At 43.8% G+C, this 17,000-nt stretch carries 12 protein-coding genes; 9 read left to right on the top strand and 3 right to left on the bottom strand.

The genetic code is table 11. The features are described 5' to 3' along the window. Positions 1 to 257 precede the first annotated feature (257 nt). The 7 genes from ACFQ3J_RS08055 (at position 258) to ACFQ3J_RS08025 (ending at position 10,527) form a co-directional block, all read left to right on the top strand. Positions 258 to 1,784: a response regulator transcription factor gene (locus ACFQ3J_RS08055; RefSeq protein ID WP_251583643.1), complete on the top strand. Its 1,527-nt coding sequence runs from the start codon at positions 258 to 260 to the stop codon at positions 1,782 to 1,784. Between the two features lie 46 nt (positions 1,785 to 1,830). Further along, entirely contained in the window at positions 1,831 to 3,654 is a 1,824-nt protein-coding gene (locus ACFQ3J_RS08050) for a sensor histidine kinase (RefSeq protein ID WP_251583644.1), read from the top strand. Continuing rightward, positions 3,644 to 5,179, top strand: coding sequence for a response regulator transcription factor (locus tag ACFQ3J_RS08045; RefSeq protein WP_251583645.1), 1,536 nt, complete (start codon positions 3,644 to 3,646; stop codon positions 5,177 to 5,179). The genes ACFQ3J_RS08050 and ACFQ3J_RS08045 overlap by 11 nt, the downstream gene beginning before the upstream one ends. 117 nt (positions 5,180 to 5,296) lie before the next feature. Continuing rightward, positions 5,297 to 6,970 (top strand): ABC transporter substrate-binding protein, encoded by a 1,674-nt coding sequence (locus ACFQ3J_RS08040; protein ID WP_091155986.1) that lies wholly within the window; start codon positions 5,297 to 5,299, stop codon positions 6,968 to 6,970. An 81-nt stretch (positions 6,971 to 7,051) separates the two neighbouring features. Continuing rightward, positions 7,052 to 8,017: an ABC transporter permease gene (locus tag ACFQ3J_RS08035; protein ID WP_251583646.1), complete on the top strand. Its 966-nt coding sequence runs from the start codon at positions 7,052 to 7,054 to the stop codon at positions 8,015 to 8,017. A 107-nt stretch (positions 8,018 to 8,124) separates the two neighbouring features. Continuing rightward, on the top strand, positions 8,125 to 8,964 hold the full coding sequence (locus ACFQ3J_RS08030) for a carbohydrate ABC transporter permease (RefSeq protein WP_379293284.1): 840 nt from the start codon (positions 8,125 to 8,127) through the stop codon (positions 8,962 to 8,964). Continuing rightward, positions 8,965 to 10,527, top strand: coding sequence for a glycoside hydrolase family 43 protein (locus ACFQ3J_RS08025; RefSeq protein ID WP_251583647.1), 1,563 nt, complete (start codon positions 8,965 to 8,967; stop codon positions 10,525 to 10,527). A 273-nt stretch (positions 10,528 to 10,800) separates the two neighbouring features. On the opposite strand, the gene ACFQ3J_RS08020 is transcribed toward ACFQ3J_RS08025, so the two are convergent. After that, positions 10,801 to 11,934: a glycosyl hydrolase family 8 gene (locus ACFQ3J_RS08020; RefSeq protein ID WP_251583669.1), complete on the bottom strand. Its 1,134-nt coding sequence runs from the start codon at positions 11,932 to 11,934 to the stop codon at positions 10,801 to 10,803. Between the two features lie 260 nt (positions 11,935 to 12,194). Between ACFQ3J_RS08020 and ACFQ3J_RS08015 the strand changes: the two genes are divergently transcribed. Continuing rightward, on the top strand, positions 12,195 to 13,322 hold the full coding sequence (locus tag ACFQ3J_RS08015) for an NAD(P)/FAD-dependent oxidoreductase (RefSeq protein ID WP_251583648.1): 1,128 nt from the start codon (positions 12,195 to 12,197) through the stop codon (positions 13,320 to 13,322). A 65-nt stretch (positions 13,323 to 13,387) separates the two neighbouring features. Here ACFQ3J_RS08015 and ACFQ3J_RS08010 read toward each other — a convergent pair whose 3' ends face one another. Next, positions 13,388 to 14,407, bottom strand: a complete 1,020-nt coding sequence (locus tag ACFQ3J_RS08010) for an alpha/beta fold hydrolase (protein ID WP_251583649.1) — start codon at positions 14,405 to 14,407, stop codon at positions 13,388 to 13,390. 143 nt (positions 14,408 to 14,550) lie between these two features. Between ACFQ3J_RS08010 and ACFQ3J_RS08005 the strand changes: the two genes are divergently transcribed. After that, complete coding sequence (locus ACFQ3J_RS08005) at positions 14,551 to 15,462, top strand: LysR family transcriptional regulator (RefSeq protein WP_251583650.1); 912 nt, start codon at positions 14,551 to 14,553, stop codon at positions 15,460 to 15,462. Between the two features lie 190 nt (positions 15,463 to 15,652). On the opposite strand, the gene ACFQ3J_RS08000 is transcribed toward ACFQ3J_RS08005, so the two are convergent. Beyond that, the gene (locus ACFQ3J_RS08000) at positions 15,653 to 16,885 is read right to left on the bottom strand and encodes a cytochrome P450 (RefSeq protein ID WP_251583651.1); all 1,233 of its coding nucleotides are present in this window, start codon (positions 16,883 to 16,885) and stop codon (positions 15,653 to 15,655) included. Positions 16,886 to 17,000 lie beyond the last annotated feature (115 nt).

The raw sequence follows: 17,000 nt of genomic DNA, 5'->3' as shown, positions 1-17,000 counted from the left end.
TGGAATATTCGGATATCAAAAGCATATCATTTGTACAAACCTCAGCAAGGACAATAATTTTTTGCTGCTACATTAACCTCCTTATGTCCTCTAAAAAGGTAAAGATTTGGATCCTATATAAATTTTTGTTTATTATGGAGTAGATAAAAGCTATAGATAATTATAGAGATACACTTTTCTAAGATTCGAAAAACGCTTATGTTTGATGCGCTTACAAACACGATACAATCTTCATTCAATAGGAAGGGGAAATATGAATGTTGGATGTATTATTGGTCGATGACGAGCCGTGGGTGCTGGAGGGCTTGCGAACCATGGTAAACTGGGACAAATACGGTTTCCAAATCTGTGGAGAGGCTGAGAATGGAAATGTCGCTTGGGCCATGATTGAAAAACTTCAGCCGGATCTCGTGTTCACGGATATTCAAATGCCTTCAGTGAATGGCCTTGAACTGATAGATCGTTCTAGACAAGTGCTCGACAGACCACCTCGATTTGTCATTTTAAGCGGCTATGATAGCTTTGAGTATGCGAAAATAGCTCTGGAGCAACGTGTTGAGGATTACTTGCTCAAGCCGATTGATGAAATCGAGATTGAAACTGTATTAGATTTGATCCGGCGTAAGATGTTGGAGGAGCACGTTTCAGCGGAAATGTATCAACGTGAACATGACTTATATGTAAATTGTTTGTTCAATCGCCTGCTTCAAGGAGATGACAGCAGTGATCTGCAAGACGAAGTAAGCAGAGCTCTTCGAATGGAGGGTCATGAGAACGTGGCCTGTCTTCTGGTTTCAACGGATGCCAGTATTGAAGACGTGAAAGAGCAATTGCATAGTTGTTCTGGCATCTATTGTTCTAAACTTTTTGCAGATGTGGAAGGCAATATCGGAGTGTTTGCTGCCGACATAAATGATTCTCTGAAGCGGCTTGAGGCGTTGGGCAAAGGTCTATCTGAATTATATTCTGATCGTGCCTCAATTATTGTGGCATTTGGACATAAATCAGGCGGAGTATACGGCATGCGCTCAGCATATGAAAAAGCTCTATTCGCATTAAAATGGAAACGCTATCATTGTGAGGCGGGCTTTGTAAATCAAGGGGATTTACCACAGAATGAAAGCATGGCTAAAGTAAATCAAAAAGCTTTGACCGAACTAATGCAAGTTATTTTATTAGGCGAACAGGACAGGGTGGAAGGAAAGATGCAAGCGATGCTTGCTAATCCTGACTCCGAGCTAGCAGTGTCAAATATAGAACACGTCCGAGTTCAATTAATTGCTCTTGAAATGAGAATTCTAAGACATTTAAAGGAACTGAAAGGAGATGTTGGCAACTTTTTGTTATATGTTAAAAATATGGCATCCGACATTACTGGAATACACACATATCCTGAGTTTCGGGATTATGGGCTTAAGCTGAGCTTTAAAGCTATGGAGACGCTCCAGGAACAACGAAAACAAAAGGAATGCAACACGATTTTTCAGGTGGAACAGTATGTCAATCAGGAGTTCCGTCAAAAGTTGCAGCTCCAGGAGCTGGCAAATAAATTTCATATGAATGCCAACTATTTGGGGCAAGCATTCAAACAGCAGACAGGTAAGGCTTTTCGGGAGTATTTGAATGATAAGCGGATTGAGGAGGCAAAACGTTTGTTGCGTCAAACCAATATAAGCATTGCTGACGTTGCGGTACATTCGGGTTATCTGAGTGCCGACTATTTTATAAGTCAGTTCAAGCGAATGACGGGCATGGCACCTTCACAGTATAGAAAACAGCAATAAGACGTTGGAAGATAAGAAGCATGAACGAAGGATGGTGATGACAAACATGTTCTCAAAACTCCGTGTCCGCAGCATTGTAAATGATATTCCATTGAACTATAAGTTCATGCTGATATTTCTAATTGGAATTTTACTTCCCATCTTTGCGAGCTATTATTTGTTCATGGATCGTATGTCTGAGCTAATCAAGGAACGAGAGGAGCAGAATTTGAAAATATCATTGGAGCGCGCAAGAAAAGACATCCATTCAATGATTGATGGTGGTATTGCTGTGAGTCATGCATTGATCACAGACAAATTATTGACCGAATCCATGGATCGGGACTATGATGGACAGCTGGATTTCTACAGCACATTTGATGATATGCTCCGCCATCGAGTGACTTCCTATATTCCGACAAATAACCAAATTCAGCGTATCGGCATATACACCGACAATCCAACCATAGTCCCCGGTGGGGATTATTATTTTCTGGATAGTACAATGCATTCCAGTGGCTGGTATCAGCAGTGGAAAGCGGCGGGGGAATCTCTAAGAGTAGTCGCATATCGTGATCAGGCGGTCAACAATCGTGCTGCGACCTCCTCGTATTTAAGCATAATTGAAAAAATGGACTATTACTATGCACACAGCTCTTATCAGAAGCTGGTACGCATCGATTTTTACCTCAACCGATTCTATGATGTGATTGCAAGAGAAAAAAATTCTCTTGAGTTGTATCTTGTTAATGACCAGAATCAAATCATTGTGTCTGCGGATGATAAATTTCATGGAGAGGTTGACAGCCAATATTCATTGTTCGATGCAAGTAAGATGGCAGATAAAGATATACATATTGTTCCAATAGGAAGTGCCAGCTATGTTAAAGGCTGGAAGTTGATTGGTTTGCCTCAGGGAACACATGTCAAGGAAGCGATGCTATCTATGCAGCTCTATTTCGGAATGCTGGCTGGGATAATTACCCTAATCACTTCCATTTTCATCTATGTCATGCTGCGCTCCTACAATCATCGCGTAAAGCGATTATCTAGACACATGAAAAAGGTGGGGAATGAGAAATTTGAGCTGATCAATATTGACGGTGGGCAAGACGAGATTGGTCATTTAATTTGCAACTTCAATATGATGACTGTTCAAATAAAGTCATTGATCAATAACGTATACAAGCTTGAAATTCAGCAACGAAGCCAGGAGGCTGAACGTATCCGTGCCGAGCTTTATATGCTGCAAAGCCAGATGAACCCCCACTTTTTATTCAATACGCTGAATGCGTTGCTTGTGGTAAGTGCCAAAAATAATTATGTGGAGGTCAAGGATATAATTAAGGACCTGTCCAAGCTGCTTCGTCGCCTGTTGAATTGGAAGGACGATGTGGTCACTCTGGAGGAAGAAATGAGTTTTACAATCATGTACTTGGGGATTGAGAAATTCCGTTTTCGGGACAAGTTTGAATATCATATTGACATTACCGACGAGGCAAAGCTATATAAAATACCGAAAATGAGTATTCAGCAATTAGCAGAGAACGCATGCAAACATGGAATACAAGCCATTGAGGGCCTTGGCATCGTGACGATTCGGGCTGGAATCGTGAACGAGCATCTGCGCGTTGTTGTATCCGACAATGGTAAGGGGATGGACCAGGAGCGACTGCAATCGGTTTTGGATCATATGCGAAGAAAGGAAGAGAGTGAAGGATACAATATTGGGATGCGTAATGTATATCGCCGTCTTGAACTGTACTATGACGATAAAGTGAGGTTTGACCTGGTGAGCAGACTTGGGGAGGGGACTGAGGTGTCCTTCGAAATTCCGTTGCATCTGTTGGAACGACAGGGTGAAGAAGGAGGCGTGGAACATGGCATTTAAAGTACTGTTGATTGATGATGAGCCCTTGGCGCTCGAGGGCCTGCAGTTGTGGATACCATGGGAGAATCTTGGCTTTGAAGTGTGTGGGGTCTGCACAAACGGTGCTGAAGGCTTGCAACAAATGGAGAAGCTGGAGCCCGATCTTGTCATGGTCGATATACATATGCCTGTAATGAATGGCCTAGAGATGATTGAGGCATGGAGACTCAGAGGCAACCAGTCAACCAGATTCATTATTCTTACAGGATACAGCGATTTTTATTATGCTCGAAAAGCACTTAAATTTAGAGTTTCCCACTATTTGCTAAAACCACTGGATGAGGAACAGGCGGAGCTTGAAATCCGTCAAATGGGACAAGAACTGATCAAGGAGCAGAAGCAGCTTCATATTGAACAGGTTGCTCGGAGAGAGCGGGAGCATTTAATGATGAAAGAGGCATTGAAAAGCAAAGATCTGTCCTCGGAAGCAAATTGCTTAATGGAGTCCCTATCACAAACATCGGATGTTTGGAATGTATGCCTGGTTCAGGTGTCTGGGGAAGATTATGGGCGATGGAGTAATATTGCTGCAGAATGTCTTAACGGATCTAAAGCCGTGTATATGATTCGCTTGCGAGATGATTTGGTTTCCATCGTGTTTAACGATTCAGACTTTACAGGCCAGGAAACAGGAGGTATTGATAGAAAGCAACTAGAGGAAATGGCTCGCCATCTGGCGGGCTTTCGTGCATTTATCGCGATTGGAGAAGCCGAAACATCTCTCACTCGTATCAGCCACTCCCGAGCAACAGCGGAGAAAGCGCTCCTACATGCCTTTTATGAATCGGATAAGAACTTAATTATAGATTATAAGACGCTCAAGGATCATGATTTTCAATGGCATTACGATCAGGTACAAATACTGGAAAGAATACTGGGAGCACTTCAACTTATTGATCATGACGCTTACCAGTCCGTAGTGGTATTTATTGAACAATCCTTTCGGAAAATACGGCTTCATCCGGATGAAGCCCGTAAATTCGTCATTTACTTACTCCATGAAATTCGTGCATATATGGGGGACCAGCTGGCGGAGGATTCGAACCTTCTGTTCGAAATCCCAAATCTAGATGAAGTTCTGCTGACTCTCAACGATTTGATTGCTATTCTTCAATCATGCGGACGTGTCTGCTTCGAGCTGTTGCTTAAGGAGAACGCGTGCGAAGCACTAGGAATTGTCCAAGATATCAATGATTATATTCATACACATTACCGCGAGGGATTAACCATTAAAAAGCTGGCGGAACGTTTCTTTCTGCATCCCGCTTATTTGGGTCAATTGCTGATTCGGAAAAATGGAATCGGCTTTAATGAACTGCTTCATAATATGCGGATTAAGGAAGCTTGTCGCCTGCTTCAGATGAACCAATACAAAAATAGTGAGGTTTCGGAAAAAGTTGGATATTCCAGTTACCATCTTTTTTTAAAGCATTTTGAGAAACGGTTGAATATGTCCCCCAATGAATACAAGACTAAGAATACCTAAGCTTTTCTCGGAAAGAGCTTTAATTCGAATATAGTTTCATAATGGCGTGAAATTTATAATGAAATTGTTCTATTGAAAGGGCTTACATTACGAAGGATCAAACTTTGGAGGTGCTTTATGGGGGAAAGTAAAAAGAAGTTTTTCCGCACGGGAGCAACACTGTTGTTGTCGCTGATCGTTGTGCTGGCCGGTTGTTCTGGCGGTGCTAATGAATCAGACAGCGGAGAAAAAGGAAGTGAAGTAGGGGTTGATGATCCGATAGAAATCTCGGTATTCCTGAGCGAGGCCGGACAACAGCCTACCGCTGACAACAAGATTTACAAGAAAATGAAGGAAGAGCTCGGCGTTTCATTTAAATTCGAATTTTTGGCTGGTGACAAAAACCAAAAACTCGGCGTAATGATTGCCGGTGGTGATTATCCTGATCTGATCTCAGCAGATACCAAACTAACAGCAGCTGGTTCGGTTATTCCGCTTGAAGATTTAATTGAGGAACACGCACCCAATTTGAAGAAGCATTACGAAAAGTACTGGAATCAAATGAAGGACCCAAACGATGGACATATCTACTACCTGCCTAACTACGGTGCATATAACGGTGAAGTGGCTGACACCTACTATAGTGGTCCCGCATTTTGGATTCAGAAAGAGGTGTTGAAGGAGTTTGGTTATCCGACACCCAAAACATTGGACGAATATTTCGACTTGATCGCAAGATACAAAGAGAAGTATCCAACCATTGATGGCCAGCCGACAATCGGTTTTGAGGTTCTAAACTATGATTGGAAGAACTGGGGCTTGCTGAATCCGCCACAGCATCTGATCGGTCATCCGAACGATGGTGGTGTGGTAGTAAAAGACGGTATTGCAGAGATTTTTGCTGACAAGGAATATGCCAAAGATTACTATCAGAAGCTAAATGAAATCAATGCACAAGGCTTACTTGACAAGGAAGCGTTTGCACAGAACTATGATCAGTACATGGCTAAATTGTCCAGTGGAGCAGTGCTTGGTATGTTCGATCAACACTGGAACTTTGGCAGCGCGGAAGATTCACTTGTAACGCAAGGTAAAATTGAGCGAACTTATGTAGGGTTCCCGCTGGTTTATGATAGTAGTATAAAAGACTATTACCGGGACCGCGCAGCGCTGAATCTGAATAATGGCTTCGGTATTACCGTGAGTGCCGAAGACCCAGTCAAAATCATCAAAGTGCTCGATAAACTTATGGAAGAAGAATGGCAGAAAATACTTACTTGGGGCATCGAGGGCGAGGACTATTATGTCAATGATGAAGGACGTTTCATGAAAACACAGGAGCAGCGTGACAACGCAGCAGATGCTACATGGAAGCTGGCCAACAAAGCGGACGCATTCTATGCAACTGCACCGAAGATTGAAGGATACTTCAGTGATGGTAATGCAACCTCGGCAAGTAATCAGCCAGAAGAATATCAAGCCAGTCTGAGACCGTTTGATAAAGAAGTTTTAGATGCTTATGGATTTAACAGCTATGTGGATTTCTTCAGTGATCCACCTGAGAATCCAATTTATTACCCGGCGTGGTCTGTTGACCTTGTTGAGGGTTCTCCAGCTAAGATTGCGAACACGAAGCTGAATGAATTGTCTACCAAATATCTGCCGAGGGCGATTTTGGCTGCCAGTACATCAGATTTCGAAAGTGTTTGGAATGAATACATTTCCCAAATTCAAAAGCTGGACATCCAATCTTATGAAGACCGCATCAATGAAGTTTTGAAGTGGAGAGTTGATAACTGGACTGTGGAGTAAAAGAAATATCGTCAGGAAGGAAGTACTTCTTCCTTCCTGATTTTTTGTTCAATTATAAAGATGGATAGGGAGCTTGATATTATGGAGGAAATTGTAGTAAGAACCGATCCACACAGACCGAAGAAAAAACCGAAAATTAGGAAAATGACCTGGCAGAATATCAAAGCACAGAGGCAGCTTATATGGATGTCTGTTCCTCTGCTTGCATACATTATTACCTTTGCTTATGTGCCGATCTGGGGCTGGACGATGGCTTTCCAGGATTATAAGCCTGCAAGAAGCTTTTCACAGCAAACCTGGGTAGGATTTAAGCATTTTGAATTTTTGTTTACAGATGATAATTTCTTGCGCGTGCTTAGAAATACGCTCGCCATGAGTATTATAAACTTGATTTTAGGTTTTGTTACTGCCATTATTTTGGCACTCCTTCTAAATGAGATCAAAAAGGTCATATGGAAGCGGACAGTACAGACAATCTCATATTTACCCCATTTCTTATCATGGATTATCGTTACTGGCATCGTGGCAACATCGCTCGCTTCGGATGGCATTGTCAACGATATATTAATGAAGCTGAACTTAATAAAGGAACCTATTCTATGGCTGACGGAAGGAAAGTATTTCTGGGGTGTCGTTGCGGGTTCACATATCTGGAAAGAAGTCGGCTGGAACACAATTATTTATTTGGCAGCCATCGCATCCATTGATCCGGCGCTGTATGAAGCATCCGATATTGATGGAGCGAATCGATACCAAAAAATGTGGAACATCACTTTGCCGGGAATTAAGCCTACCATTGTCATTCTGCTGATTATGCAAACGGGGCATATTCTTGAAGCAGGCTTCGAGGTTCAGTATTTGCTAGGCAACGGATTGGTTGTTGACTGGTCTGAAACGATTGACATCTTCGTACTCAAATATGGGATTGCGCAGGGCAACTATTCATTGGCTACTGCAGGAGGAATATTTAAGACCGTAGTCAGCATTACAATCTTGCTCTTAGCGAATTGGACCGCCAAGCGGCTTGGGGAAGAGAGGCTGTTATAATCATGAAAAAAACACCATTGTCAGGAAATTTTGAATCACTATCTGTCCGACGTCCGGGTAGCAGGGGCATTGAACCGCTCCTGTTCAACACTTTTAATACTATCTTTATGATTATGTTGGTAATGGTGACATTGTACCCGTTCTTGAACACGATTGTTGTCTCATTTAATGCTGGAAATGACACGATCCGAGGAGGACTATATTTATGGCCCCGTGAGTTCACTCTGCAGAATTACAAAGCAGTATTTGCGTCAGGTACAATTTACAACGCTTTTATAATTTCTGTTGCACGAACGGTTCTTTCCACTGTGCTTAATATTTTCTTAACCTCTATGCTGGCTTATACGCTGAGTCGCCGCGAGTATATTTTCCGCAAGCCAATTACGACCATCTTTGTGCTGACAATGTATTTCAATGCAGGGCTTATCCCAGGATACTTCTTGATTAAGGACCTGAATTTGATCAATTCCTTCTGGGTGTATGTCTTACCTTCGCTGATCAGTGCATTCAACTTGATTGTTATTCGTACTTATATATACACGATCCCTGAAAGCTTGATTGAATCAGCGAAAATAGATGGTGCGGGAGACTTTAAGATTTTCTGGAGAATTATCTTCCCGCTGTGTAAGCCGGTACTCGCGACCATTGCACTCTTCGTCGCAGTTGGCGCTTGGAACTCCTGGTTTGATGCTTTTCTCTATACGTCCTCTGTTCAAGAGCTGAGCACTCTCCAATATGAATTAATGAAGCTGTTGTCCTCAAGCATGAATGCCAACAGTAATCCTTCAGTAGCCAATGGTATAGGAATGGAGAATTCAACGCAGGTAACGCCAATTTCCATTCGGGCTGCAATTACGATTGTTGCTTCTTTACCGATTTTGTTCGTATATCCTTTTATGCAAAAATACTTTGTCGTTGGACTTAATGTTGGGAGTGTCAAGGAATAAATGCCACATCATCAATCACAAACATTACGCTATGCCAATCCGATCCTTCCCGGATTTTATCCGGATCCAAGTATCGTGAAGGCGGAAGATTATTTTTATCTTGTTTGTAGTTCGTTCGAGTATTTCCCCGGAGTACCCATTTTTCGAAGCCGGGATCTCATTCATTGGGAACAAATTGGTAACGTATTAGACCGAGTCAGCCAGCTTGATTTGACCGATCGGAAGAGCTCGGACGGGATCTATGCCCCTGCACTGCGTTACAATGAAGGCACATTTTATATGATTACGACAGAAGTGAGAGGTATCGGCAACTTCTACGTTACGGCAAAGAACCCTGCTGGACCGTGGTCTGACCCTATCCGTATTCCTTATGGCGGAATTGATCCATCCTTGTTTTTTGATGATGATGGTAAAGTGTATGTTACCGCCCAACAAGGCGCGGGTTACGATTCACATGCCATTCAGTACGAGATCGACATTGAAACGGGGGAGGCGCTCTCCGAACCACAAGTCGTCTGGCATGGGGATGGTGGACCATGGACCGAAGGTCCGCATTTGTACAAAATTAACGGCTTGTATTATATGATGTCTGCTTCCGGTGGAACAGCCAAGGAGCACCGTGAAATTATCGGCAGAAGCAATGATCCCTACGGCCCGTTCGAACGCTATCCTGAGCCCATTCTTACCCATCGTAATTTGGATCATCCCATCCAGTACCTTGGACATGCTGACCTGGTGGAGGATCATCAGGGTGACTGGTGGGCCGTATTCCTTGGGGTTCGATTGACCGAGGATGGTTACAGTGTGCTTGGACGGGAAACGTTCCTTGCTCCGGTCGTTTGGAATGATGGCTGGCCGCACATTGATAACAATGAAGGAACGGTAAGTCTGGATATGATCGTTCAGCTTCAGCGCTTGCCGATGACAGTGCCTACCATACCAGAGAACCATGCAGCAAACGTTCAGAGCCGGGAAGACTTTAATGAAGAGCTAGGGTCACACTGGATGTTCGTGCGCAACCCAACAACGGGTGCTTGTACTCTTTCGGAAAAGCCAGGGTTCCTGACACTCTATGGCCAAAAGGCAAGTCTTAGCGACGTTGGTCAAATTTCTTTTGTTGGGCGAAGGCAGCAGCATCTTCAGGCCATCTTTAGAGCTTCTATGTCGTTCGTTCCGGTCGCCGATGGTGAAGAGGCAGGGCTGTGCATTCGTAGGGATGAGGATGCGCACTATGAGCTCGGTGTAAGACAGTCTGAAGGTCGCAAAGTGATTTTTGCCCGATTGACGGTACGTGGAGAGTCAAAATTCGTGCATGAGAGTGAGACTGAAGAGGAGCAGCTAGTACTCCAAATTAAGTCAACAGAAAAGGAATACCAATTAGCCTGTTCGGTAGATGGAAGTAACTGGATGAGCCTGGGTACAGGCTCTGCTCGAGCTATATCTCCGGAGGATTTTGTGCATAAGATGTGCTTCACCGGCGCGGTAATCGGGCTATATGCCACCGGTAATGGGCAGGTAAGCCGTTCCCCTGCACACTTTGACTGGTTCGAGTATGGGATCTAGCTGCACGGGAAGTGCTGATGAGCAGCCGAAATGGGATGTGAAGCTATATTATAATGACTACAATGAAGACAACCAGAACAAGGCCAGCAAAACGATACGGGCGGACTTAATCAACAATGGAAGTTTGTTACCGTCAGCAATTAAAACTTGTGCATTAAGAGGACTTCCCTGAATCGATGTTCAGGGAAGTCCTCTTTTTGCTTTGTTATTACGTTTTATTCATTTGAAATAGATAAGGGCGTTAACTAGTTGATCTAATTCCCACGCTCATTGTCAATATATACGATATCTGCCGCTTAAGGCTAGAAGACTGAAGAAATATAGGCAATTATCATAATAACGACGCTCACCCTGACGCAGAGGAGTGTTCCAAAATTGGCGGACGAATAGGTCAGCATGCGGTCCGTCGGCAGCCAGTGATGCCATGGCATTGGTAGCAAGCAGACCTATAGGATGTAATGACGGTTCATCGAAGGGCTGTCCTTCAATGGTATATCGACGATAATCGGACACATCAATGTCGCTGAAGAAGGACTGAATCCGATTGGATTGTTCAACCTGCCACTGATCTTTGCGAAACCATTCCCAGTCCAATGCTATGTTCGCTGCAACCCGGTAGGCATCACTGTAGAAATGCCTAAAATCACCATGCGGCTGAATCGGAGCTGGTGAACCGTCATAGTTTGCATATTCAGGTGAAAGCCCGGTTAAGGGATGACAGGCTGTATGCAGGTAAGCTCGGCTTGCCGCCGCTGCTTCTTTCCAGAAGGGTCGATCACTTTCATCAGCATATAATGCAAATAGTTCATAGAAGTGAGGAAGGTGATAGGAGGGATCGGTGAATGACGATTCCGGTACGAACTTGATTAGTCGGGTATGTGGATCCCACATCGGATCACCATCTCCATCTTCACCTTGATGAACGCAAGCTCGAAGGATCTTTCTTGCTTGTACCTTGTAATCATAAGGAGCCACGCCATCACTCCAGCGGTTTGAGGCAAAAAACAGAGCCATGGCAAAAAACTCCTCACCATCAGGTGCAGGTCCTTGTGACAGGCGGGTTCCGTCAGGCTTGCAATGCCACGCAAAATAATCCTTGTATCGACCCTCAGTATGCTGCATATACGTGTGAGAGAAATTCCAGAGTCGATCGAATTCTTCTTTTTTGTCCATCTGTACTGCCATCATCATGCCATAGGACATGCCTTCAGAGCGAATATCGAGATTGCCGGTATCAAGTATATAGCCTTTGTCCCCATCCACAGGATAATAGATTCGTGTGTTCTCATCTCCATAAAACAGTTCGTTCCATGTATCCTCAAGCTTCATATTAATTTGCTGTTTGTCATAACCCAGCTTTTGAAACAGATTGGTATATGTACCTGTATCGTATGCGCCTTGACTCATAATCTTCACTGTATTCCTCCTTTGTATAGTTTGTTCATCCAATTATATCATGGCTGAAGTATATAAATTAAAGCGATTACATTAAAAATTACAGGTATTCTCGTTATTACATTACTAGATCAATTGATAATGCAAGCTGTGAAGGGAGTACTGTACATGATATCTTCAGCACCGGTTGGAAGTTATAAGCTGCAGGACACTTAGACTTTCTTCGTACATTCGATATAATGGAGACATTGGTTTATGAAAGGAATGTAAGCATGAAGAAAGTCATCGTCGTAGGAGCAGGAATATTAGGCGCTTCCACCGCTTATCAATTAGCGAAGCTGGGAGCAGAGGTCTTGATTGTAGATCGCAAAGATGAAGGGCAGGCCACCGATGCTGCTGCAGGCATTATATGCCCATGGTTATCACAGAGACGTAATCAAGCCTGGTACCAGTTAGCGAAAGGCGGGGCCCGTTATTATCCAGAACTTATTGATAGTTTAAAAAAAGAGGGAGAGACAGAAACAGGTTATGCTGCAGTAGGCGTTCTAAGCATTCATACGGATTCAGAGAAGATTAGCAAAATGGAGGAGCGTGCGCAGTCACGGAAGGGCGATGCCCCCGAAATCGGTGATGTTACGATCAAAAATGATACGGAGACTCAGGAGCTCTTTCCACTGCTTGCAGAAGGATATCAATCCGTTTATGTCAGCGGGGGAGCCAGAGTCGATGGACGAGCGCTGCGTGATGCGCTTCTTCGATCAGCGGAGCGGAACGGGGCTACACTTATTCGCGGAGGCGCCGTTCTGGAGTATGAATCAAATCGTGTAACAGGGGTTTCCGTTGATCAGACAAGTTATTCTGCCGATGAAGTCATTGTATGTGCCGGAGCATGGGCGAATTCCTTATTTGCACCACTAGGGATTCAATTTAAAGTAAGCTACCAAAAAGCTCAGATTATGCACTTACGGGTTTCGGAATATCAAGATACCGGTGCTTGGCCAGTCGTCATGCCGCCAACGGATCAGTACCTGCTGTCCTTTGATGAGCAAAAAATAGTGATTGGTGCTACACATGAGAACGATATAGAGGGCTATGATACCAGGGTGACCGCCGGAGGTATGCAGGAAATACTGAACAAAGGGCTGGAGCTCGCGCCTGATCTCGTCAATAGTACGGTTCTGGAGGTAAGAGTTGGATTTCGTCCGTTTACACCCGGCTTTCTTCCTGTCATCGGTAAGGTACCAGGCTGGGATGGCTTAATCACTGCGAACGGTCTCGGTGCCTCTGGCCTTACGATGGGCCCATATATCGGGAACCAGCTTGCGAAGCTGGCACTTGGAATGGAGCTGGACATCGACCTTCAGCACTATGATGTTCGTAAAGCGATGGGGGAGAGCTAGAGGAGGACAGCCTAATTTCTCAATCAAGTGGAGAGAAATTAGGCTATTATATTACTTACGATTATTTATCTGTTTGGATTAAGTGATAACATGCGTTTTAAATTGACATCTATAAAATTATTATCGACATTGTTAATTCCACGACCGGCAAAATGGCCCCAGATCGATTCAATGGGATTAAGTACAGCATTGGGTATAAGCATAGCCTCGTATTCGTTCTCGTCCGAAGTGCAAAAGAGATCGGTTCTCCCTGACATGACGTAGGCTAGTGCTTTAATGTTTCGAAGCGCCTCATCGAAATCTCCTTTATAGACAGGATTTACACTAATATCTGCATTTTGGCCTGTCCATAACATAGCGAGAACATTGTGTGGATCCATCTTCATAAAGCTATCTTCCCAAACGCCAACCACAAATTCTTCTAATGAATCAAATCCCAGATCACGATACAGTTCCTCTCTGTAATACGTCTGTGATAGCCCCCATCCTGCATAAACACGTCCAACAGTGCGCATGTGTGCAGAGGTCAGCTGGTTTATTTTATTTGGATCGAAGCCTATCGCAGCCATGAGCGCCGCCCTCATTCCGTCAAGGACCACATACGCTTGCGGCCAAGTCTTTGCAGCTCCGCAGAAAGGTGCAATTCGTTCCACCATGTCGGGGTAACTAGCTGCCCATTGAAATGACTGGATGCCGCCCATGGACCATCCAACTACGAGTGCAATTTTTTGAATGCCGAATTTTTCAGTGACCAGCCGATATTGGAATTTAACGTTGTCGTAGATGGTGACTTGTGGAAAATGACCCCGGTCGAAAGGGGGAAGTGTGTTACTTGGAGACGAAGACAATCCGTTTCCCAGCAGATTTGGAATAATAATAAAATATTTCTGTGGATCTAGTGCCATGTCATTTCCAATTAACCATTCATTCTGATAATGTTGGTCACCAAAAGCTGTAGGATAGACAATAACATTATCTTTCTTCTCGTTCAATGTCCCATAAGTCTTATAAGCGAGAAAAGCGTTCGGTAGTGTCACTCCTGATTGCAAAGTAACGTTACCCAGATCAAAAACTTCGTAATCCATTGTATTACTGCTCCCTTCATCTTGAACCCTTAAATTACAAATGCATTTGTTGTTGTTAGTATAGGGCTATGGTAATCTCAATAAAAGTGAACAAAATTCAAAGCAGTATTCAATAATATTGAAAGTAAAGTGGGGGCTGGAGGATGGAATTACGTCAACTGAATACGTTTCGCACGGTTGCATCAACTTTAAATTTCAGTCGGGCTGCGGAGGTTCTGAATTATGTTCCCTCCAACGTCACGATGCAGATCAAAGCATTGGAGGATGAGCTTGGGGTTCGTCTATTTGACCGATTGGGCAAACAACTCATGCTCACAACAGCGGGTATGCGCTTCCTAACTCATGTTCAAAGTATTTTAGACAAATTGGATGAAGCTAGGAGTGACGTTCATGAAAATGAAAATCTAATAAGCGGCACACTGACGATAAGCGCCAACGAGGTTCTGTGCGCCTACCGGCTTCCCACTGTTTTTCAGCAATTTCGTTCGCGCTATCCAGGAGTACGTCTCATCTTCCGCTCTGTTCCTAATCAGGAACTTAAGCAAACGCTCTTTGAGGGAACTGCGGATGTCGTTTTTATGCTGGATGAAACCATTCTCTCAACGGGGCTAACAGTGGAAGCGCTGCTGGAAGAAACTTTCCGCTTTTTCGTCGCCCCTGACCATCCTCTCGCGGAACGAAGTGTACTACACCTGGAAGATTTTCACGGAGAAGTATTCCTGGTCAATGAAAAAGGCTGTACCTATCGCACCATGTTTGACCGTTCGTTTGAGAAAAAGGGGATTGATGATATTACCTATTTGGAGTTTCAAAATGCCGAAGCCATTAAACAATGTGCAATGGCGAGAATCGGCATTGCCTTTCTTCCCGAAATAACCGTGGAAGCCGAAGTTGAACGGGGTGAACTTGTTGCTCTTCCATGGCAAATTCCGGACTTGCACGTATATACTCATATGGCATGGCATAAAGACAAGTGGCTTTCTCCCATCATATTATCTTTCATAGAAACAGCAAGGGAAGTTATAGCTATAGAGGAGGGGAATAAAACGTATTAGTTAGTAAACTTAAAATATGTACATTCCTACTGAGAGCGGGAAGGGCTGATAAGCTTGCTTCTTCACTATCTCAGAATCTGTTAACTTTTTTGGATCGTCCTAGTGCGGACCCGCATATTAGTTGATGTGAGAGGAGGGGTGGTGCCCCTCCTACTTGATTATTAGATTGCATGAGCAGACAGAAATAGTCTTATTTTTTGTATACCCGTACCGGCAGTGATGATAGCATTTTGCCTGCAGCGGACGGCGTCAGGTTCGCTTCAAGATTGAAGCCTGGAATCGGTTCGATGCGGGCAAACTTATCCATGAACATGCTGATCCCTGTATTGGCTTCCAGTCTCGCCAGCGGTGCGCCAAGACAGAAGTGAGGTCCATTGCCAAAGGTTAAATGCTGCTTGTTGTTCGGTCTATGAATATTTAAAGTGAACGGATCTTCGAATACTTCACCATCCATATTGGCAGCACTCATCCAGGCAACCACAACATCCCCTTCTTTCATCTCGACACCAAGCAGATTATTATCGACTTTGACCGTGCGGTCCATCTTCGCGATGTTGAACCGGTAGCGCAGCATTTCCTCAACCGTATTGGGAAGCAGCTCTCGTTTCTCTCGTACTTCTGCATAAATCTTATCGTTATCATAAAGGAAGGAATAGAACGTATTGGCTAGTAGATGACTCGTCGTTTCAATGCCCGCACCCAGAATAAACATGGTTGTCCTTACAATGTCATCATCGGATAATTGATCTCCGTCTACTTCGGCCCGGATCAAATCAGATATGATATCATCTGACAAGTTGGCTCTTTTTTGTACCACATATGGATACAGATAGGAATAATATTCAACGGCGGCTTTGCGTTTACGTTCATTTACCGTATCTTGATTCTCTTTGGGCATCGGAAGAAACAGATCATACACCCATTGTTGAAATAACATTCGGTCTTTGGAAGGGACGCCTAGCAGATCCGCAATGACAATCGTAGGCAGGGCACTAGCAAAATCGTCGACAATATCAATAACGGGCTTGTCCTCCATAGAGTCAATCAACTCGCTTACAATTTCCTTGATTCGTGGCTCCCATAGCTTCAAACTGCGTGGCGTAAAAGCGGCAGCGAGCAAGGAGCGGCTCTTTTTGTGTTCAGGAGGATCTGTCATCAGATTGAATTTCCCGGAGTGCTTGCCTTCGTCGACATCAGCGCCAACACTGATGGTCGTACGTACTCTGACGCTAGAGAAATGCTCATAATCACTAAGTACTCTCTTTACATCGTTATAACGGAATACATTCCACGTATTGGTCGCCTCATTATAGCTGACAGGATCGTTTATAAGCTTGTCCTTATACCAAGCATAAGGGCTGAATTCCTCTGATGACGACTTAAATTCGGTAATTTCCTCCAAGGATATAATTTCATTGTTCACGATTAATCCCTCCAGTCATTCGAATAGATATTTTATTGAATTGATTTAACTATGTTAGTTTAACATATATAAAAATGACGAAACACATGCGAACGACCCATGACCATAAGACCCT

Origin of the sequence: Paenibacillus provencensis (assembly GCF_042678545.1) — a bacterium.
In the GTDB taxonomy this organism is placed as follows: domain Bacteria; phylum Bacillota; class Bacilli; order Paenibacillales; family Paenibacillaceae; genus Paenibacillus; species Paenibacillus provencensis.
The sequence above is the reverse complement of the archived record's forward strand: the minus strand, read 5'-3'. Positions and strand labels throughout refer to the sequence as shown.